The organism is Bacillus sp. FSL P4-0290 (assembly GCF_037975435.1).
Lineage (GTDB): Bacteria > Bacillota > Bacilli > Bacillales > Bacillaceae > Bacillus > Bacillus subtilis.
Genome location: NZ_CP150253.1, coordinates 3,122,501 through 3,142,361 on the forward strand (window position 1 = coordinate 3,122,501; position 19,861 = coordinate 3,142,361).

The window sequence follows — 19,861 nt, forward strand, 5'->3', positions numbered from 1 at the left end:
TGAGCCGGGGGCTTTCACATCAGACTTAAGAAACCGCCTGCGAGCCCTTTACGCCCAATAATTCCGGACAACGCTTGCCACCTACGTATTACCGCGGCTGCTGGCACGTAGTTAGCCGTGGCTTTCTGGTTAGGTACCGTCAAGGTACCGCCCTATTCGAACGGTACTTGTTCTTCCCTAACAACAGAGCTTTACGATCCGAAAACCTTCATCACTCACGCGGCGTTGCTCCGTCAGACTTTCGTCCATTGCGGAAGATTCCCTACTGCTGCCTCCCGTAGGAGTCTGGGCCGTGTCTCAGTCCCAGTGTGGCCGATCACCCTCTCAGGTCGGCTACGCATCGTTGCCTTGGTGAGCCATTACCTCACCAACTAGCTAATGCGCCGCGGGTCCATCTGTAAGTGGTAGCCGAAGCCACCTTTTATGTTTGAACCATGCGGTTCAAACAACCATCCGGTATTAGCCCCGGTTTCCCGGAGTTATCCCAGTCTTACAGGCAGGTTACCCACGTGTTACTCACCCGTCCGCCGCTAACATCAGGGAGCAAGCTCCCATCTGTCCGCTCGACTTGCATGTATTAGGCACGCCGCCAGCGTTCGTCCTGAGCCAGGATCAAACTCTCCGATAAAGTAGTTTGACTGACTACGCACATCGCTGTGCGATTTATAAAAATGAATTAACAGGTACGTTTTGTCTTGTTTAGTTTTCAAAGATCATTACTGCCGCTTAACGAAGCAGCTTTATTAATATAACATTTAGCTTCTTTTAAGTCAACAACTTTTTTCAAGTTGTTTTGAAGCATCTAGTTTGTGTCCGCTGTGCATCAGCGACGTTTAATAATATAACACCTGTATTTATTTATTGCAATAGTTTTTTTGAAAAAATCTATAAAACAAATAAACTATAATCCTCGCCATGATTTCTAAAGCGTGTGTATCATATAACTTTCTTAAAAGAACATATACATCAGTCATGTGATCTTGTTGTTTTTTTCGTTTTCTTGTATAGTAGAAACGAACTAAATACTGATGACCACAAGGGGAGCATTAAAGCTGAGAGTGAGCGGTATCGTTCTGACCCTTTGAACCTGTTAGTTAACGCTGGCGTAGGGATGTGGCAAAGTCAAATGAATTGCAGATCGTAAAGCAGTGCGTGGAACTTTTCTCATCCTTCCGCGTGCTGCTTTTTTGTTGTCCTTTTGGTTGTCTGTCAATGGAAGGAGATAGATATGAATCAATCTAAGCAACTGGTTCGCCTTATTGAAATTGCCATTATGACAGCGGCAGCCGTTATTTTAGACATTGTCTCAGGAATGTTTCTTAGCATGCCTCAAGGAGGCTCGGTCTCCATCATGATGATTCCGATCTTTTTAATTTCGTTTCGCTGGGGTGTCAAAGCAGGTCTTACTACAGGTTTGTTGACAGGTCTAGTACAAATAGCAATCGGAAACTTGTTTGCTCAACATCCTGTACAGCTATTGTTAGATTACATTGTCGCTTTCGCAGCAATCGGCATAAGCGGCTGTTTCGCTTCTTCTGTCCGTAAAGCCGCTGTATCAAAAACAAAAGGGAAATTGATTGTTTCAGTGGTCAGCGCAGTTTTTATCGGCAGTTTGCTGCGCTATGCCGCGCATGTCATTTCAGGAGCTGTGTTTTTCGGCAGCTTTGCTCCAAAAGGAACACCGGTATGGATTTATTCTTTAACTTATAATGCGACTTACATGGTTCCTTCATTCATTATTTGTGCAATTGTCCTATGTTTATTATTTATGACAGCACCCCGTCTGCTTAAAAGTGACAAAGCGTAAAAGTAACAATCCCCCAGCGAATTCCGCTGGGGGATTGTTCGTTATCTGTTAAGAAGTGTTTTTAAAGCTGAAAGATCCGGCCAGCCAAGACCTACTTCTTTCAGCCTTACTCCGGCAATTTCAAAGTTGTCCTCCGCTACTCTTTCAGGTGAATAGGCCTGATAAAATATAATCGAGGGATTCTGCTCAATAACCCAAACAAACATACTTGAAAAACCATGTTGAAGCAAAAACTCCGCTCCTTTTGCTAAGAGCGCCCTGCCTGCACCTTGCCGCTGGCGCTCTTCCAGAAGATAAATAGCGTATAACTCGCCGTCATAGCCTTCTTGTTCAGAGCGAATAGGTCCAAATGAAGCAAAGCCGAATACTGAACCCTTTTCGTCCTGAGCAACAAATACTCCTTTTAACGAGCGACTTTTCCATTTGTCTTCAAATTCCTTATAGTTCAGGCTGTTTAAATAATCAATCGGGATAATTTCGTGGTATGTTGTCCTCCAGCTGTCTACATGCACTTTTGCAATGTCCTTTATATCCTCTAACTTCGCTTCACGTACAGTTACCATACGGTTCTGCCCTTTCCTTACTCTGATTTTTGGACCGTTTTGGCTTCTTTGATTTCATTTGTTAATTCATTAATGCTTTGTTTTACGTTTCCTTTTCCTGAAAAGTTCTCAAGCATTTCTTTTACATCAATTCCTGAGGATGCTTTTAAACTTTCTTGCAGACTTGACATTAAGTTCGTCGCATAGCTGGTTACTTTGTTTGCTCCGCTTGATTCACCGCTTCCTCCTGTATCGACAACGGTGATTTTATCAATATTTGAAAGAGGTGCCGCTGCTTGTTTCGCGTATTCCGGAAGCATTTTGACAATCATATCGAAAATCGCCGCCTGCCCGTACTGTTCAAAGGCGGCCGCAATTTTCTCTTTTGCTTCCGCTTCTGCAAGACCTTTCAGGCGGATAACCTCTGCTTCTGTCTCTCCTTTCGCTTTTTCCGCTTCTGCTTTTGCTAGCCCGTCAATTCTTACTTTTTCCGCCTCAGCCTTTGCCATTGCTTCTATACTGTACTTCTTGGCATCGGCTTCCGCGAGCTGTTTGGCTTTCTCAGCTGCTGCGGACTGCTCAACAGAATAACGGTCTGCATCGGCTTTTTTCTTTACCTCTGAGTCGTATTGACGTTCACGGCGAAGAATTTCTTTTTCTTCTAGTTCTATTTGTTTTTGGCGTTCGATAATTTTAACCTGCATTTCCTGCTCTGTGACTTGCTGGCGCGCTCTGGCAGTCTCTAAATCATATGCTTGGTCGGCATTCGCTTTTGCCGTATCTTGTTCTCTGCGGAATTCAGCCATTTTGAGCTGATTGAGTTTTTCAGCTTCAGCGATTTCCGTCGCCCGTTCAAGTTCTGATTTTTTTGCGTCTTTATCGGCTTCTGCCCGCTTAATTCGGGTTTCTTTATCAGCCTCTGCTGTTGCGATATCAGCATCGCGTTTTACTTGGGCAATTCTCGGTTTCCCTAATGATTCAAGATAACCGTTTTTATCACGCACATCTTTAATGGTAAAGGAAACAATCACAAGCCCCATTTTCGCGAGGTCCTGTGAAGCGACACGCTGCACCTCTTGAGAAAATTTCTCCCTGTTTTTATAGATTTCTTCAACTGTCATTGAGCCGAGAATGGAACGAAGGTGGCCTTCTAAAACCTCCCGCGCTTCCTGCTCACGGTCGTCTTTTGATTTCCCTAAAAATTGTTCGGCCGCTGTAGCGATTTCTCCTATAGAACCGCCGATTTTAATAATCGCAGTTCCATCGGCCATTACTGGCACTCCTTGTTCTGTATAGACTTCAGGTGTCGAAACATCGAGTTTGCTTGATAATAAGCTTAGCGGCTCTGCCTGCTGGAAGACGGGAAGGACAAAGGTTCCTCCGCCGCGGACGATTTTAATACGGTTGCCGCCTTCATCGACATGAACATTTTTATTACCCAGATAGCTCCCTGTTACAATTAACGCTTCATCAGGCCCTGCTGTACGATACTTCGTAATAAACACAGCTATTAGTGCAATTAATAAAAAGAATACAACTCCAATGATCATTATAATCGGCATTGTCATATCAAATTCCTCCTTGTATGTTAAATGGGTTCATGCGGAGTAACAGAAAGAACTCCGTTGTTAATATCTACGACTAACACCGTTGTCCCGTAACTGATCTGCTGATTATCAAAACTGACCGCTGACTTTGAAATGGTCCCGCCTATCCCTTCTATGACCACTTCACCAAACCCGTCAACCGGAACAGCTGTAATCACTTTACCGAGTCTTCCTCTGAGATCATCTTCTCTATATGCCAATGATTCTTCTGCAGATGATAATGGTACCAGTACAAAGATGTGAAGCAATACCACCAGCATGATCGAAAGGATGCAAGATAAAAGCGCAATCAGCAAGCTTGACAGAGGCAATACGAGTTCACCTATATATCCGCCCGCTGAAAAACATGTGAAAAATGAGAGCACTAATGTCGGATTAAGAAACGGAATGCCTTCTGGCAGCCCTGCAAATACATCTCCGAAAAACAGAAATAACAGCGTAAGGCTGCCCGCAATAATAAGCGTATAAAGATAAATTGTTTGTATAGGTACTCCAAATAACTCCAATTTCCTCATCCTTTCTTCATCAATGCATTGATGAACGGCTGCCGTTACCATTTATACGAGACACCCCAGGAAAAGTTTCAAAATTTTAAGACAAGTAACCCATTTGAAGTGCTTTATAAATGATAATTGCCTATATATATGGTAATGTCATTTTAGGAGGAGATATGATGAGTATCTTTAATGAAGCCAGATTAGAAACGTGGAACGAATTGAAAGGACTTTCTGACGAAAAGCTGAATCAAAAGCCTTCTGCTGAAGAATGGAGCATACGGGAAGTTCTTGACCATTTGAAAAAAATCGATATGACCGCACAAAAAATGTTGAAGGAACGTGTAAAGGACGCTCCGATTAAAGAAATTGAAGAAAAACCGCTTGAGGTAGCACAGGACAGAAATAATAAACGGAAAGCCCCGAGTCATCTTGAGCCTGCGCATGATTTTATTTCAGGCAGCCAAATGAAACGTGAGCTTGATGTGGTAAGAGAGCAGCTGACTGCTGCGATTGCCTCTCTGAAAGAAGAAGATTTTGAAAGAGTGCTTCCGCATCCTGTGTTTCAAGAGCTGACTGTCAGACAGTGGATCGATTTTATCGGCCATCATGAAAAACGGCACCTCAGCCAAATGAAAGAAATTAAAGAAAAGATAGAAAGGGCCTGATTTAATCAGACCCTTTCTGCTTTTCGTTTGACTTTTCGCTGATAGGAATGAACTTCTATTTCATCACCTGTGTAAACAGCACCAGGTCTCTCCACAATACAGACAATCCCTCTAATGCCCAGTGCGTGGCGGACGAAAGCCGACGCCAGCTTCGGTTGGTCCGGATAATAAGACTGAATGACTTCTCCCGGCTGGATACAAGGATCATTTTCGCCCTCACACAGCAGAGCCGCTCCGCTCGGAAAAATAATCCGGCTTCCTTCTTTTAATGAAGTAAGATCTGGCATACCGCTGACTGCCACATTCGCCCCGAGCCATTCCGGCAAAATTCTCGGCACTCCCATTTTTAAAGCGATTTCGTTGCATTCCTCTATTGAAACAATTGAAATTTGTCTGCGGTTGAAAATTTCAGTCCCTCTTGAAAACATTGGTTCTCTGGCTCCCGCTTTTTTGGTCAGGCCAAAATGCAAGTCGCCGGGGATGCCGCCATAATCAAAATCAAGCTTGTCCATTTGCTTTGTTACGAAGCTTTCTGTATCTGCGATATATAAGCCTTCCGCTTTTGCAGTCATCCGCTTCCACATCAGCTGGCACCTTCTTTCTTATCTAAAATTTCCACCTATGCTTCATTATCCCAAAAAATCCCGCTCTGTAAAGGAGCGGGATTTTGATTATACCGTTTTAGGCGTAAGGTTAAAGCAGCGCTTGTAGATCCAGTTGTATGCTTTTTCATTTAAATCTCTAGGGTTTCCGAAGGTTTGCGGATCTTTCATTGCTTCTTTAGACAAGCGTTCGATCATATCAGGTGATACTCCCTGCTCTTCTAAAGTCGGCACTTCTAAATCTTCGACCAGATCATACATCCAATTGACAGATGCTTTCGCAGCTTCTTCTGTTGTCATCTTGCTTGTATCAATACCGAACGCTTTCGCAATACGCGCAAACTTCTCAGGATAGCCCTTCCAGTTGTATTCCATGACAGGGCCCATCATCGCCGCTACACATTGGCCGTGAGCGACTGGGATAATACCGCCAAGCGTTTGGCTCATCGCATGAGCCGCGCCCGCTGATTCACTTCCGTAAGAAAGGCCGGCAAGCATCGCAGCCTGCGCCATTCCGTACCTTGCTTCCAGATCCTCTCCGTCAGCAAATGCCCTCTTAATGTAATGAGCGGCATACTCAATCGCCATTAAGGCAACCGCATCCGTGATTGGCTGTGCAAATTTCATTGTATAGCACTCAATGGCATGGGCGAGCGCATCAATTCCCGTCATAGCTGTTACATGCGGAGGCATTGAAACATGAAGCTCAGGATCAATGATGGTCAAGTGCGCTGCAATCAGCGGACCGCCCGTGTTGAATTTGAATTCTCTTTCTTCATCTGTGATAACCGCCCATTGGGTTACTTCTGATCCTGTTCCAGCTGTAGTGGGAATTGTCGTCAGCGGAGGAATGCGGTTTTCCAGCGGTTTTTTCCCATCTGCCGCTTCATAATCAAGCACGCTTCCTTCGTGAGTCGCTTCTACTCCGATTGCTTTTGCTGTATCCATGGAGCTTCCGCCTCCGACTGCCACCAAACCATTACAGTTCTCTTTTTTGTAAAGCTCAGATCCTTCATTCACCAGACGGACAGGCGGGTTTGGCTCAACTTTATTAAAGAGCACCACTTCAATGCCTGCTTCTTTAAGTGATTCGATTACAGGATCAGCAACACCGGCTTTATAAATCCCTGGGTCTGTGACAAGGAGCGCTTTTGAAACGCCCAGTGCAGCTACTTCCTCACCCGTATGCTTGATGGCTCCGATTCCATGCTTAATCACAGTCGGAATTTCAAATGTGTGGAATTTCTGCATGCTTTCTACCTTCATATTTAATGTCATCATCAATCTCCCCCTCTTATGAATTAAACCAGTTAACCGCTGCCGGTTTTGTATTGCGGTATACATGTTTGACTTCTGTGTATTCTTCAAGGCCTATTTTTCCAAGCTCGCGTCCGAACCCGGATTGCTTATATCCGCCCCATGGCGCTTGTGCAAAGTACGGATGAAAATCGTTGATCCAAACGGTTCCCATTCTCAAGCGGGCTGCTACCCGTTCGCACTTTTCAATGTCTTTTGACCATACCGCTCCAGCCAAGCCATAGATGGTATCATTCGCAAGCTCGATTACCTCTTCTTCAGAGCTGAAGGTTTCGACTGTCAATACAGGACCGAAAACCTCTTCCTGAACGATTCTCATGTCAGAATTACAGTTTGAGAAAATAGTAGGTTCATAGAAAAAGCCGTTTTGAAGCTCAGGATCTTCCGGGCGTTTGCCTCCTGTCTCCAGCTTCGCGCCTTCCTCTATTCCGATCTCTACATATTTTTCTACCTTTGCCCTGTGCTCCGCCGAAATAAGCGGACCGCTTTCTGTCTCAGCATGAAAACCGTTTCCGAGTTTTATGCGTTTTGCCCGTTTGACCAGCTCCGCCAAAAATTGATCATGAATGGCATCCTCAACAAGCAAGCGGGAACCTGCAGAGCATACTTGGCCGGCGTGGAAAAATACAGCGTTTAAGGCCTGATCAACCGCAACTTCTAAATCCGCGTCCTTGAAAACAATATTTGGGTTTTTCCCGCCAAGTTCAAGGGCGATTTTTTTGACGTTTCCGCTTGCCGCCCGCATGATTTTTTTGCCTGTTTCAATTCCGCCCGTAAATGAAATCAAATCGACGTCTTTGTTTACGGCAAGCTCGTCGCCCACTGTGGCTCCCGGTCCAAGAACAAGATTTGCGACACCTTTTGGAACACCGGCTTCTTCCATCAGCTTAAAGACTTTGATTGTCGTCAGCGGCGTAATCTCACTCGGCTTCATGACGATTGTGTTTCCTGCGGCCAGTGCAGGGGCGATTTTCCAGCTCGCTTGAAGGAGCGGATAATTCCATGGAGTGATCTGGCCGCAAACCCCGATTGGCTCCCTAATAATTTTGCTTTCTGAATCAGGAATCGGAGATGAAATGATCTCTCCGCCATCTTTGTCTGCCAAGCCGGCGTAATATTGAAAAACATTGGCGATATCGTCCATATCGGCCTTGCTTTCTTCGAGTGTTTTTCCTGTATCAAGAGATTCAAGCTCAGCCAGCTCCTCAAGATCGCGTCTGATTAATTCCGCAATTTTCAGAACAATTTTTCCGCGTTCAAGCCCGGATAGCGATGACCATTCTCCTTTGTCAAATGCTCTGCGTGCGGCTGCGATTGCTTTGATGGCGTCCTCTCGCCCTCCCTCGCTTACAGTTGCAATTTCTTCTTGATTAAATGGGTTGATAATACTGCGGATCTGTTCTTTTTCGGCACTGATCCATTCTCCGTCAATGAATAATGTTTGACTCATATAAGCCTCCTTGACGTAAATAAAGTTTGTTAAATAAAAATTTAATGTTTTTAACAACCTTAATCTAACATATGGTTTTTAAACTGTCAAAGTCCCATTTTGATTTTTCTTTTTGACTTTTCCTCATGTTTCGTTAAGATAAAGAACATAAAGAAATAACTTAACGAATTTAATTTTCTAAAGGAAAAGAGGGTCAGTATGGATGAAAATCCAGAATTTGCAGCTATAGAACAGGCTCGGGATCTTGTTATTGACTCCATTGCTGAAACGATGGATCTTTACGGAATTACCCGCAGTGTCGGGATTTTATATGGGACGATGTATATGAGGGATGAGATGACGCTTGACGAAATGCGTGAGGAGTTGCAAATGAGCAAACCAAGCATGAGCACTGGCGTCAAAAAGCTTCAAGACTTAAATGTAGTGAAAAAAACATTTCACCGGGGCATCCGCAAGCATACATTTGTGGCTGAGAAGGATTTCTTTAAATTTTTCACAAATTTCTTTCCACCTAAATGGGAGCGGGAGGTTCAAGTGAATGTAACAGCGATCGAGGAAGCACAAGCTGATTTACAAAAGGTTTTAAGCAAGGAAGATCTCGATGAGGATATCAAAAATGAAGCACTGCAGTTATATGATCAGCTGGAAAGCTCTAAAGCTTACTATGACTGGCTGAAACGGCTTGCTGAATCGGTGCAGACCGGAGAAATTTTTAAATTTATACCGATCGAAACAAAGTAAAGCAGAAAGCGCCTGGGAAACCAGGCGTTTTTTTGATGTAACTACTACAAATTTGAAAAATACGGGAAAAACACCCCATTTACTTCCAAAATATTTGATGGTAATTTTATGTAGGTAAAATTTGTATTTGGCCTTCAGAGGAGGTGAAAAGCGGGCAGGCCTGTTTAATTTATCATTTTTTAGGGGGAATTTTGTTATGAAACGCAAATTATTATCTTCTTTGGCAATTAGTGCATTAAGTCTCGGGTTACTCGTTTCTGCACCTACAGCTTCTTTCGCGGCTGAATCTACATCAACTAAAGCTCATACTGAATCTACTATGAGAACACAGTCTACAGCTTCATTGTTCGCAACAATCACTGGCGCCAGCAAAACGGAATGGTCTTTCTCAGATGTCGAATTGACTTACCGTCCAAACACGCTTCTCAGCCTTGGCGTTATGGAGTTTACATTGCCAAGCGGATTTACTGCAAACACGAAAGACACATTGAACGGAAATGCCTTGCGTACAACACAGATCCTCAATAACGGGAAAACAGTAAGAGTTCCTTTGGCACTTGATTTGTTAGGAGCTGGCGAATTTAAATTAAAACTGAATAACAAAACACTTCCTGCCGCAGGTACATATACTTTCCGTGCAGAGAATAAATCATTAAGCATTGGAAATAAATTTTACGCAGAAGCCAGCATTGACGTGGCTAAGCGCAGCACTCCTCCGACTCAGCCTTGCGGTTGCAACTAATGTAAAAGACCGGTTAACGCCGGTCTTTTTTGCGTTTTACCCTCCCCTTTTTCTCCAATTCCCGTTATCTTTTTTCTGGTTTAAAATTTAAATTGACAAACACTAGAAACAGGAGTAAATTCTTGAGTGTTCAATTTCATACAGTCTCTTTTACCGCTTAATCAAACACGAACGGGGGAACCAACGATTGGCTGTTTTTTTAACAGCCTTGGGGTGAATCTTACTAAGTAAGAGGGGGTACTCTGAATCCCTAATCCGACAGCTAACCTCGTAGGCGTATACAGAGAGGAGGTCTATTATCGGCCATTCTTTGCAATGGTCTTTTTTGCTTCAAAAACGTTAATTCACTAAGGGAGATATGAACATTGGGAAGAATTAAAAATAAGCAATTTGCCGTGATCGGGCTGGGCCGGTTTGGCGGCAGCATTTGTAAAGAACTTCATAGAATGGGGCATGAGGTCCTTGCGGTTGATATCAACGAAGAAAAGGTCAATGCATATGCTTCTTACGCCACTCATGCGGTAATTGCCAACGCCACCGAAGAAAACGAATTGCTTTCATTAGGAATACGCAATTTTGAATATGTGATTGTTGCCATCGGAGCAAATATTCAAGCGAGTACGCTGACCACCCTATTATTAAAGGAGCTTGATATTCCAAATATTTGGGTAAAGGCTCAAAACTATTATCATCACAAGGTGCTTGAAAAAATCGGCGCTGACCGCATTATTCATCCTGAAAAAGATATGGGGGTTAAAATCGCACAAAGCCTTTCAGACGAAAATGTTTTGAATTACATTGATCTATCTGATGAATACAGTATTGTCGAGCTGCTGGCTACGCGCAAGCTTGATTCAAAATCGATTATTGACCTGAATGTAAGAGCAAAGTACGGCTGCACGATCCTGGCCATTAAACATCATGGAGATATCTGTCTTTCCCCCGCGCCTGAAGACATCATTCACGAGCAAGATTGCCTGGTGATCATGGGCCACAAAAAGGATATTAAACGTTTTGAAAACGAAGGGATGTAGACAAAGGTGACACTTCAAAAGGATAAAGTGATCAAATGGGTTCGGTTTACACCGCCTCAAGTGCTTGCCATTGGTTTTTTCCTTACCATTATCATCGGGGCTGTCCTATTAATGCTTCCGATTTCCACTACGAAGCCATTGTCATGGATAGATGCTCTTTTTACTGCGGCTTCCGCTACAACTGTTACAGGGCTTGCTGTTGTCGATACCGGTACTCAATTTACGGTATTCGGGCAAACAGTTATTATGGGGCTGATTCAGATTGGCGGGCTTGGATTTATGACATTTGCGGTCTTGATCGTCATGATATTAGGAAAAAAAATCGGCTTAAAAGAACGAATGCTCGTCCAGGAAGCCTTAAACCAGCCGACAATCGGCGGTGTCATTGGCCTTGTCAAAGTCCTGTTTCTGTTTTCGATCAGTATTGAATTGATAGCAGCACTCATTTTATCCATCCGGCTTGTACCTCAGTACGGCTGGTCATCCGGCTTGTTTGCAAGTTTGTTTCACGCAATTTCTGCTTTTAACAATGCCGGGTTTTCGCTGTGGCCTGATAATTTGATGAGCTACGTTGGCGATCCTACAGTAAACCTCGTGATTACTTTCTTATTTATTACAGGAGGGATCGGATTTACGGTTCTGTTTGATGTGATGAAAAATCGGCGTTTTAAAGCTTTTTCTTTACATACAAAGCTCATGCTTACAGGAACGCTGATGTTGAATGCGATTGCTATGCTAACGGTCTTTATTTTAGAATACAGCAACCCCGGCACGCTCGGCCACCTGCATATAGTGGATAAACTGTGGGCGTCCTATTTTCAGGCAGTGACGCCGAGAACCGCAGGCTTCAATTCTCTAGATTTTGGAAGCATGAGAGAAGGAACAATTGTATTTACTTTATTATTGATGTTTATCGGAGCAGGAAGCGCATCAACGGCGAGCGGCATTAAGCTGACTACGTTCATCGTGATTTTAACATCTGTTATTGCTTACTTGAGAGGTAAAAAAGAAACGGTTATTTTCCGCCGTTCCATCAAATATCCGATTATCATTAAAGCTTTAGCTGTGAGCGTCACCAGTTTGTTCATCGTGTTTTTAGGGATTTTCGCCCTGACGATCACAGAACAAGCGCCATTTCTTCAAATTGTGTTTGAAACCTTTTCCGCATTCGGAACTGTTGGCCTTACGATGGGGCTTACTCCTGAACTGACAACAGCTGGCAAGTGTATCATTATTGTCATCATGTTTATCGGAAGAATTGGTCCTTTAACGTTCGTGTTTTCATTCGCAAAAACAGAGCAATCAAATATCCGTTACCCTGATGGCGAAGTGTTTACAGGGTGATATCAAAAAATCCGGCGTACAGTCGCCGGATTTTTTTATGATTCGATATGAGATTGATTTTGTCTTTTTTCCTGTTCCGCGATGATTTCGTTATCCTCCGCGTTATCACGGGTTACTTTTTGTGTAAGAATCGCACCAACTGCTACAAGTATCATAACAGCGATGTAATAACCTTTTTCATTGAGTTCCAGATTATCAGCATTATAGAGTCCGATACTAAACAAAAATACTCCCGCAAAAAAAGTAAAATAAGCTAATACTGTAAAGGCAACCGTGTTTCTGCGTCTATATTTCTGCACCTTTGTTCCCTCCCGAAAGCATAGTTAAAAAGTGATAACTTCCGTGGAATATTATACCTCAAATTCCCCGGAATGGAACAAAGAATTAAAAATACCAGTAAAAAGGGCTTAGGTTGCCTCCTTTATTTCAACAGCTGAATCATCAATCCAGCCAATAAGTTTATCATTGATTTGGAATTGGTACCAAACAGACTGGCCTTTCTGTTTTTTAGACACAACCTTTATGTCTTTGCCGACGTAAGATTGGGCAGAGGTAAGCCTTATGGACCGATCATCAGTAGAGGGCTTGGACCATACGTCTTGAACGGCACTGTCTTTAATAGAGGCGTTTAAATCCACAGATTTGAGGGATGGATTTACCTCATCGTACTCATCTAAATCGTATTTTTCCACAATAGCGCTGATTTTGTCAGCGTAGTCAGGATCTGTAGCATATCCTGATGTTTGCAGGGCGGTTGCCGCTTCCTTATAATTCCCTGCCTCAAGCACCGGTTTATACTTCTTTTTATTCCACGATGTGCCACGGACGAACAATTGGGCGTGATCATCCATAGATTCAAAAAACGTGCTGTATTTTCGAAACTTCGCGCGAATGGTTTTTCTTTTCCCTTTTTCAACTTCGTCCGTTTCCATCGTGACATGATGGCCTTTATAATTCCCTTTTACGCCAAAAAGGTTGTTGGCCTTAGCAGCCAGTTCACTGTTCCCCCAGTCCGATTCGAGAATGGCCTGAGCAATTGTGATGCTGGGGAGAACATGGTATTTTTCATACAAAATTTGGGCATGTCCGGACAGACTGTCTATAAATACTTGCTGTTCATCGATTTCTTCAGTTTCTTTGGATATTTCAATCGGTTTTGATAAAGTTGTCGCTAAAACAAACAGAGCTAGCGGAATCGATACAAGGAAAAATAGTGAAATCAAGAGTTTACGTTTTTTAAGTTTTTTACGGGCCATGAAAACCTTCCTTCGAATTAAAAGATTACGAATGTAAAAGAATCTACCTTTTAGAATTTTACTTGCACTTCTAATATTTTTCAATTCTTTAGGGATAAAGTTGGGAAAAGATTGCAAAATAAAAACCTTTTCGCTCAATGAAAAGGTTTTTACCATGTTTCTATTTTTGTAAATTTCTGAGTGCATTCCGATATTCCGTATCATTTATTACTTTATATGATTTGACAGTTGCCTTCGACAAACCTTCTGCTGAAACGGCCGGTTTTTCCGGAGCTGTTTTCGCTTTATCATGTGGTTTATGTGCCAGTTTGTGCCCCATTCCAGTGGCATTCATACAAAATGACAGGCAGACGAGCAGCACGCTAAGGATAAAAGAAATGAAGAAGAGATCATGATAAGCAGTCATCATAGAATCCTGTACCGAACCGCTTTGTCTGGCAGCATCTTTTTTCGTGAAAAAGCCGATGAGAATAGGAACTCCCATATAGACAAACAATCTTAAAAACTGAACAGCTGTCATTCTCTTGACCAAATCAGGCAGCGGGCCTCCCATGGCAGCTCCCATCAGCCCTGCGGCGACTGTCAGGCCTGTTCCCGCTGCAAGCATGATAAACAGTGCCGCGAACATATAAAGAGATGATCGATCCTGCATATGCAGCCATTGAAAATTCACAAAGACGAGAATGAGTCCGCCGATAATACCGAGCATCCCTGGTCCGACTTTATCATAAAACAGAGCGCTCAAAATGGCCGCGATCGCCACTCCGATTAAAAGAGTCAAGTTTAAAAGAATGAGATGCTCCTGAGAAATATCATACATTTGACGGAGCAAGCCTTGAAAAGCAGACAGGCTGACAGCTACCGTTATCGTCCCTGCAGCTATGATCAATAAGCCAAGCACCGGTTTTGGCAGCAGCATCAGTTTAATAGATATGAATGGGTTTTTCACTTTATATTCCACAATCAATAGACCAATGAGCAAACATAACGTCACCCCGAAACCAATCCATACATAACCCGATGACAGCCCCCATTTTTGCAGAAAAATGAATGAAACCGCTGAGGCTGCGGCAAGGAAAACAGATAAAAGAATTCCCGCACGATCAAGCGGCTGTTCTTGATCCGCCGCTCCGTGATGTTCGTCATGGAGAAAGAAATAGCTCACCGCGACACCGATCAGGGACAAGGTGCCAAAGATGAAAAACAGCCATCTCCAATGCCCGCAGCTTGTTGCAATGGTTCCCAGGATTGTGCCGATGATAACAGAACCATAGAATCCCCCGATCAGCACAAGCAGTGCATAATTCCTGCGTTCAATCGGGAATGACAGTACAAGCATTGGAATCATAATCATCAGCATGACACCTGTTGCCGCTCCCTGTAAAAAGCGTCCTGCCGCCATCCATGCAACATCGCTTGAACATGCGATGAGCAGTGAACCTAGTATAAAGACAGGTAATGAAGCCAGATAGACGGGACGAGCACCGAATTTTTTCCTCAGCAGCGGTCCTGCCGGAACTAATAAGGCAAAGGCCATATTGCCGATCAATATTGGATTTACTGATGTGAAGCCACTTGTTCCAACCGCTTTCTGAACAAGGCCTTGAACTGACGACAATGCCGTGTTAGACATCAATCCCGGCCCGACCGCTAAGACGGCGAGCAAAGAAATCACCCAATAGTGTTTTGTCTTCATGTTGTCATTCCTTCCTATATGAATACATGCGAAACACATCATTTTTTGAAACCAAAAGAAGCTAATAGATTTTGCATACCATTAGCTTTCAGTCTAATATTCTCCCTTTCAGGGGAAATGATATTATTTTATTATAATTATGTGAATGAATGAGCATATAATCAAATATTATTTCAAATCGATTGTGTTTTGTCAATGGAGTAAATTTCAAGCACAACATAAAAAGTCTGAAAGCTTTTCCCCGATATTGTGTTTTGGAGCCAAGGGGCCTAGAACTGCACTTATGGAGCCCTGCTCGTTCCCTCAAGCGAATTAAAGCAGGCCGTTTTAACCCTTTCAATCCACTATTCCAACTAATAAACTCGAATAAGTTGGTGATAAGACAACATTTTGGCCGCACATTTTTTTGTGTTCACTGGGCGTTTGCCGCCTCTAAATTGTATATGGGTAAATACCATGAATTAACCTATGAAATACCAATGTAAGGAAATTTTAAATATTCCGGGAGGCAAAAACGAATGGAACTGTATGAGTGTATCCAAGACATTTTTGGCGGCTTGAAAAATCCATCGGTTAAAGATTTAGCAACGTCTTTAAAACAAATTCCAAACGCAGCAAAATTGAGTCAACCGTATATTAAGGAACCAGACCAGTACGCTTACGGCCGAAATGCCATCTATCGAAATAATGAATTGGAAATTATCGTGATTAACATTCCGCCAAACAAGGAGACAACAGTCCACGATCATGGTCAATCCATTGGTTGTGCAATGGTGTTAGAAGGAAAGCTTCTTAATTCTATTTATCGCTCAGCCGGCGAACACGCAGAACTCTCCAATTCATACTTTGTCCACGAAGGAGAATGCCTTATTTCAACCAAAGGTTTAATTCACAAAATGTCTAATCCCACATCCGAACGAATGGTGTCTCTTCATGTCTACTCCCCTCCTTTGGAAGACATGACGGTCTTTGAGGAACAAAAGGAGGTATTGGAAAATTCATGATTGACAGATAAACTGCTCACTTTGACTTCGCTCAACTGGAGGATTCAGAGAATGAATCTTTTCCTCAAAACAAAAAAACCCTTATAGAATAAGGGTTTACAGGTATGGAGCCAAGGGGGCTCGAACCCCTGACCTCTACGCTGCCAGCGTAGCGCTCTCCCAGCTGAGCTATGGCCCCGTATGTAATGTCATGTTTATTATAGATGATTTTATTTTGAAAAACAAGCTGTTTCCTCTTGAATTGACAGAAAAAATAAGGCTCGTAAAAGAGCCTTATTTTCGACTTACATCATGATCAAAAGTAAAATCACACCGAGAATAATTCGATAGATTGCAAATGGGACAAGTTTGATTTTGTTAATCAGCCTTAAGAAGAAACGGACGACAAACAGTGCGACAACAAAGGCACAGATAAAGCCGACGATGAAAAATGGCATCAGATCCGAGCTTAAGCTGTCCCAATGCTTCACGAGGCTTAGAAAGCTGGCTCCCATCATGATCGGCATCGCCATAATAAACGTAAAGTCGGCTGCAGCTCGGTGGTTTAATCCGAGAATAACACCGCCGGAAATGGTTGAACCCGAACGCGAGAAACCCGGCCAAAGGGCAAGACATTGGAATAAGCCGACGGCTATCGCCTGTTTATAGGAAATGCGGTCGAGTGTGTCTGTCGCTGTTTTCCGTTTATTGACCCAGTCAGCAAAAAGCATGAGGATTGCCCCGGCAATTAAACCGATGGCCACAGTTTTAACGGAAAATAAATATTCATCAATGTAATCTTCAAACAAAAAGCCGAGAACAGCTGCAGGCACGAGTCCGACGGCAATTTGGGCAATGCTTAATTTATGTCCCTGCTCCTGGTCGCTTGTAATATTTTTTTTCAAGCCCAGTAAATTTAAAATTCGGTCTTTAAACACGATAGCTACTGCTAAAATGGAGCCTAGCTGAATAACCACCTTGAATGAGTTAGCAGCTTCTTCTGACATCAGATTACTTGATTTAAGCCAGATGTCGTCTACTATAATCATATGTCCTGTCGAAGAAACCGGCGCGTACTCTGTTAATCCTTCTACGATTCCTAAAATGGCGGCTACAAACAATTCCCATAGAGTCATGATTTTGATTCTCCCCATTAGACATTTATTTTTTTACATAACGGGAGCTTCCCATAAATGGAAAGCCCGTCTTATATAACTATAAACGAAAATCACACTTTATGCCCCGGCGTATTTTCATTTTTTTCTTCATCGTATAAATGTGACCGCATTTTAAACCAGTCAAATAAATGTGTCGTAATGACTTTGGCAACCGCATAGCCGGGAATCGCAAGAATGATTCCAACAACGCCGAACAGCTTGCCGGCTGTTAACAGCAGAAAAATAATCGTAATCGGATGGATGTGAAGGTTTTTTCCCATAATTTGCGGAGAGATCAGCTTCCCTTCAATCAGCTGAACAATCGTCCAAACGATCACCAGCTTAAGCAGCATGAGCGGCGATGTCACTATGGCAATGATAATCGCAGGCGTAATGGCAATCGTTGGCCCTAAATATGGAACGATGCTTGTGCAAGCCGCAATGACTGCAAGCAATGAAGCATAATCCAGCCCGATAATCAAATAACCGATAAACAGCAAAAACCCGATACAGAAGCTGACAATGATCTGGCCTCTGATATAAGAGCTTAACCGATGATTCATTTCGCTTAAGACTGTGTATGTCTGTTCTTTCAATTGCGTCGGAACAAACTTCAGTATGTAGACCGGCAATTTTTTTCCGTCCTTTAACAAATAGAAAAGGATAAACGGAACCGTAACGATTGAAATGATAATCTCAGTCAGGGCGCCGATAAAATTCCCAACGCCGGTAAAGGTACTGTTCACAATTGTCGCTGCCTGATCTGAAACCTTTGTTGCGAGATCAGATATATTGATGTTCGTCGTTTGCTGGGCCTGATTGACGAAGTTGCTGCCGATCAGCTGTTTCGTCTGATTTTCAACGATATCCACATATCTTGGGATGTTGTCGATTAAACTCATAATTTGTTCTTTTAAGAAGGGAATGATCGACACGATTGTGATCGTGATCAGCCCGATAACCAATAGATATAGCAGCAATATAGAATAGATTCTTCTTATTCTTCTTCTCTCAAGGAAATCGACGACCGGGTTTAACAGATAAAAAACAATGCCTGTCAAAATAATCGGAAGTGATATCGTTTTGAGCAAAACAATAATCGGGGTGAAAATAAATGATGTTTTTGTAAATACTAGAATATTTAAACCAATCAGCAGCAGCACAAGCAAAAATAAAACAAACTTATTATCCAAGAAGAATCGCTTGAATCTGCCGCTCCATGTTTGCAACGTCTCCACTATCGTTCCTCCGTCATACATAGTTTAATTAAATTGTACACTATCGTCCCTATAATGAAAAATAAAAACCGTTAATTGCTGGAAAAGCTTTCACGGTTTTAACATTCTATTTATATCTATCATGTGATTTTGTTCTTTTTAAGCTATAATTTAGCTATATCATACAAAAGGAGCGATACGAGTGATACGTTTTGCAATAATAGGAACCAACTGGATTACAGACCGCTTTCTTGAGTCAGCAGCGGATATCGAAGATTTTCAGCTGACTGCTGTTTATTCAAGATCGGCTGAACGCGCTGGCGAGTTTGCTGCTAAACACAACGCTGCGCATGCCTTCTCAGACCTTCAGGAAATGGCGGCGAGCGATTGCTTTGATGCCGTATACATAGCGAGCCCGAACGCTCTTCACAAGGAACAAGCCGTTCTCTTTATGAACCATGGCAAGCATGTGCTTTGTGAGAAGCCATTTGCTTCGAATACAAAAGAAACAGAAGAGATGATCTCAGCGGCTAAGGCAAACGGCGTTGTTCTCATGGAAGCAATGAAGACCACTTTCCTGCCGAATTTCAAAGAGCTGAAAAAACACCTGCATAAAATCGGCACTGTCCGCAGATTTACCGCAAGCTACTGCCAGTATTCCTCACGGTATGACGCGTTCAGAAGCGGAACTGTTTTGAATGCGTTTCAGCCTGAGCTTTCCAATGGGTCATTAATGGATATTGGCGTCTATTGTATTTATCCGGCTGTTGTGTTGTTTGGCGCGCCGAAGGATGTAAAAGCAAACGGATATGCTTTATCCTCCGGAGTGGACGGAGAAGGAACTGTCATTCTGTCTTACGACGGGTTCGAAGCTGTTCTGATGCATTCCAAAATCTCTACTTCCTATGCCCCGGCTGAAATCCAGGGTGAAGACGGGACGATTGTAATCGATACGATTCACCGGCCTGAACGTGTTGAAATCCGCTACCGGGACGGCCGCCTTGAAAACATCGCGATCCCTGATCCTAAACCAGCGATGTTCTATGAAGCAGAAGAATTTGTCACGCTCATAAAAGAGAATAAGCTGGAATCTGAAGAAAATACATTTGAACGGTCTTTGACCACCGCGAAAATTATGGAAGAAGCAAGAAAGCAAATGGGGATTGTATACCCTGCTGATCAAGCTTAAAAAAATCCGCACGCG

At 43.0% G+C, this 19,861-nt stretch carries 19 protein-coding genes, 1 tRNA gene, 1 rRNA gene and 2 riboswitches (1 of these 23 only partly in view); of the genes, 8 read left to right on the forward strand and 13 right to left on the reverse strand.

Annotated elements, in window-relative coordinates; genetic code table 11:
- Positions 1 to 628: ribosomal RNA gene (locus MKY10_RS16445) — 16S ribosomal RNA — on the reverse strand; it reaches 922 nt to the left of the window's first position.
- Between the two features lie 399 nt (positions 629 to 1,027).
- A riboswitch (TPP riboswitch) is annotated at positions 1,028 to 1,129 on the forward strand.
- Between the two features lie 99 nt (positions 1,130 to 1,228).
- On the opposite strand from MKY10_RS16445, the gene thiT reads away from it, so the two are divergent.
- Positions 1,229 to 1,807 (forward strand): energy-coupled thiamine transporter ThiT, encoded by a 579-nt coding sequence (gene thiT, locus MKY10_RS16450; RefSeq protein ID WP_003228966.1) that lies wholly within the window; start codon positions 1,229 to 1,231, stop codon positions 1,805 to 1,807.
- Positions 1,808 to 1,848: 41 nt separating this feature from the next.
- Here thiT and MKY10_RS16455 read toward each other — a convergent pair whose 3' ends face one another.
- The 3 genes from MKY10_RS16455 to MKY10_RS16465 are packed head-to-tail and all read right to left on the reverse strand — an operon-like array spanning position 1,849 to position 4,462.
- Positions 1,849 to 2,370 (reverse strand): GNAT family N-acetyltransferase, encoded by a 522-nt coding sequence (locus MKY10_RS16455; RefSeq protein WP_003228963.1) that lies wholly within the window; start codon positions 2,368 to 2,370, stop codon positions 1,849 to 1,851.
- 17 nt (positions 2,371 to 2,387) lie between these two features.
- Entirely contained in the window at positions 2,388 to 3,917 is a 1,530-nt protein-coding gene (floT, locus tag MKY10_RS16460; RefSeq protein ID WP_014480656.1) for a flotillin lipid rafts scaffold protein FloT, read from the reverse strand.
- Between the two features lie 20 nt (positions 3,918 to 3,937).
- Entirely contained in the window at positions 3,938 to 4,462 is a 525-nt protein-coding gene (locus MKY10_RS16465) for an NfeD family protein (protein WP_015251368.1), read from the reverse strand.
- A gap of 167 nt (positions 4,463 to 4,629) precedes the next feature.
- Here MKY10_RS16465 and MKY10_RS16470 point away from each other — a divergent pair, with 167 nt between their 5' ends.
- Complete coding sequence (locus tag MKY10_RS16470) at positions 4,630 to 5,118, forward strand: DinB family protein (protein WP_003242867.1); 489 nt, start codon at positions 4,630 to 4,632, stop codon at positions 5,116 to 5,118.
- Positions 5,119 to 5,123: 5 nt separating this feature from the next.
- Here the strand turns inward: MKY10_RS16470 and MKY10_RS16475 are convergent, their stop codons facing one another.
- The 3 genes from MKY10_RS16475 to betB all read right to left on the reverse strand — a co-directional run bounded on the left by MKY10_RS16475 (position 5,124) and on the right by betB (position 8,487).
- Positions 5,124 to 5,702: an MOSC domain-containing protein gene (locus MKY10_RS16475; RefSeq protein ID WP_015251367.1), complete on the reverse strand. Its 579-nt coding sequence runs from the start codon at positions 5,700 to 5,702 to the stop codon at positions 5,124 to 5,126.
- Positions 5,703 to 5,789: 87 nt separating this feature from the next.
- Entirely contained in the window at positions 5,790 to 6,998 is a 1,209-nt protein-coding gene (gene gbsB, locus MKY10_RS16480) for a choline dehydrogenase (protein WP_003243227.1), read from the reverse strand.
- A gap of 16 nt (positions 6,999 to 7,014) precedes the next feature.
- The gene (gene betB, locus MKY10_RS16485) at positions 7,015 to 8,487 is read right to left on the reverse strand and encodes a betaine-aldehyde dehydrogenase (RefSeq protein WP_003243430.1); all 1,473 of its coding nucleotides are present in this window, start codon (positions 8,485 to 8,487) and stop codon (positions 7,015 to 7,017) included.
- Positions 8,488 to 8,685: 198 nt separating this feature from the next.
- On the opposite strand from betB, the gene gbsR reads away from it, so the two are divergent.
- The 4 genes from gbsR (at position 8,686) to ktrB (ending at position 12,348) form a co-directional block, all read left to right on the forward strand.
- The gene (gene gbsR / locus MKY10_RS16490) at positions 8,686 to 9,228 is read left to right on the forward strand and encodes a transcriptional regulator GbsR (RefSeq protein WP_015251366.1); all 543 of its coding nucleotides are present in this window, start codon (positions 8,686 to 8,688) and stop codon (positions 9,226 to 9,228) included.
- Between the two features lie 196 nt (positions 9,229 to 9,424).
- A complete protein-coding gene (bslA, locus tag MKY10_RS16495; protein ID WP_015251365.1) occupies positions 9,425 to 9,970 on the forward strand; it encodes a biofilm surface layer hydrophobin BslA in 546 nt (181 codons plus the stop codon).
- Positions 9,971 to 10,114: 144 nt separating this feature from the next.
- Positions 10,115 to 10,263, forward strand: a riboswitch (cyclic di-AMP (ydaO/yuaA leader).
- 72 nt (positions 10,264 to 10,335) lie between these two features.
- Entirely contained in the window at positions 10,336 to 11,004 is a 669-nt protein-coding gene (gene ktrA, locus MKY10_RS16500; RefSeq protein WP_003228942.1) for a potassium uptake protein KtrA, read from the forward strand.
- 6 nt (positions 11,005 to 11,010) lie between these two features.
- Positions 11,011 to 12,348: a Ktr system potassium transporter KtrB gene (gene ktrB, locus MKY10_RS16505; protein WP_003228940.1), complete on the forward strand. Its 1,338-nt coding sequence runs from the start codon at positions 11,011 to 11,013 to the stop codon at positions 12,346 to 12,348.
- A gap of 35 nt (positions 12,349 to 12,383) precedes the next feature.
- Here ktrB and MKY10_RS16510 read toward each other — a convergent pair whose 3' ends face one another.
- The 3 genes from MKY10_RS16510 to MKY10_RS16520 all read right to left on the reverse strand — a co-directional run bounded on the left by MKY10_RS16510 (position 12,384) and on the right by MKY10_RS16520 (position 15,300).
- Positions 12,384 to 12,647 (reverse strand): YiaA/YiaB family protein, encoded by a 264-nt coding sequence (locus MKY10_RS16510; protein WP_003222348.1) that lies wholly within the window; start codon positions 12,645 to 12,647, stop codon positions 12,384 to 12,386.
- A gap of 108 nt (positions 12,648 to 12,755) precedes the next feature.
- On the reverse strand, positions 12,756 to 13,604 hold the full coding sequence (gene lytG, locus MKY10_RS16515) for an exo-glucosaminidase LytG (RefSeq protein WP_003228938.1): 849 nt from the start codon (positions 13,602 to 13,604) through the stop codon (positions 12,756 to 12,758).
- Between the two features lie 160 nt (positions 13,605 to 13,764).
- Positions 13,765 to 15,300 carry an MFS transporter gene (locus MKY10_RS16520; RefSeq protein ID WP_015251364.1) on the reverse strand — a complete coding sequence of 512 codons (1,536 nt, stop codon included), beginning with the start codon at positions 15,298 to 15,300 and terminating at the stop codon, positions 13,765 to 13,767.
- A 518-nt stretch (positions 15,301 to 15,818) separates the two neighbouring features.
- On the opposite strand from MKY10_RS16520, the gene cdoA reads away from it, so the two are divergent.
- Entirely contained in the window at positions 15,819 to 16,304 is a 486-nt protein-coding gene (gene cdoA / locus MKY10_RS16525) for a cysteine dioxygenase (protein ID WP_015251362.1), read from the forward strand.
- A 105-nt stretch (positions 16,305 to 16,409) separates the two neighbouring features.
- On the opposite strand, the gene MKY10_RS16530 is transcribed toward cdoA, so the two are convergent.
- From MKY10_RS16530 to MKY10_RS16540, 3 genes are all read right to left on the reverse strand, one after another.
- Positions 16,410 to 16,482 (reverse strand) — tRNA-Ala (locus MKY10_RS16530).
- A gap of 106 nt (positions 16,483 to 16,588) precedes the next feature.
- Positions 16,589 to 17,419, reverse strand: coding sequence for an undecaprenyl-diphosphate phosphatase (locus MKY10_RS16535; protein WP_014477785.1), 831 nt, complete (start codon positions 17,417 to 17,419; stop codon positions 16,589 to 16,591).
- 92 nt (positions 17,420 to 17,511) lie between these two features.
- Positions 17,512 to 18,678 (reverse strand): AI-2E family transporter, encoded by a 1,167-nt coding sequence (locus MKY10_RS16540; RefSeq protein ID WP_014480665.1) that lies wholly within the window; start codon positions 18,676 to 18,678, stop codon positions 17,512 to 17,514.
- 181 nt (positions 18,679 to 18,859) lie between these two features.
- Between MKY10_RS16540 and iolU the strand changes: the two genes are divergently transcribed.
- Positions 18,860 to 19,846 carry a scyllo-inositol 2-dehydrogenase gene (gene iolU / locus MKY10_RS16545; protein WP_003228926.1) on the forward strand — a complete coding sequence of 329 codons (987 nt, stop codon included), beginning with the start codon at positions 18,860 to 18,862 and terminating at the stop codon, positions 19,844 to 19,846.
- Positions 19,847 to 19,861: the final 15 nt, after the last annotated feature.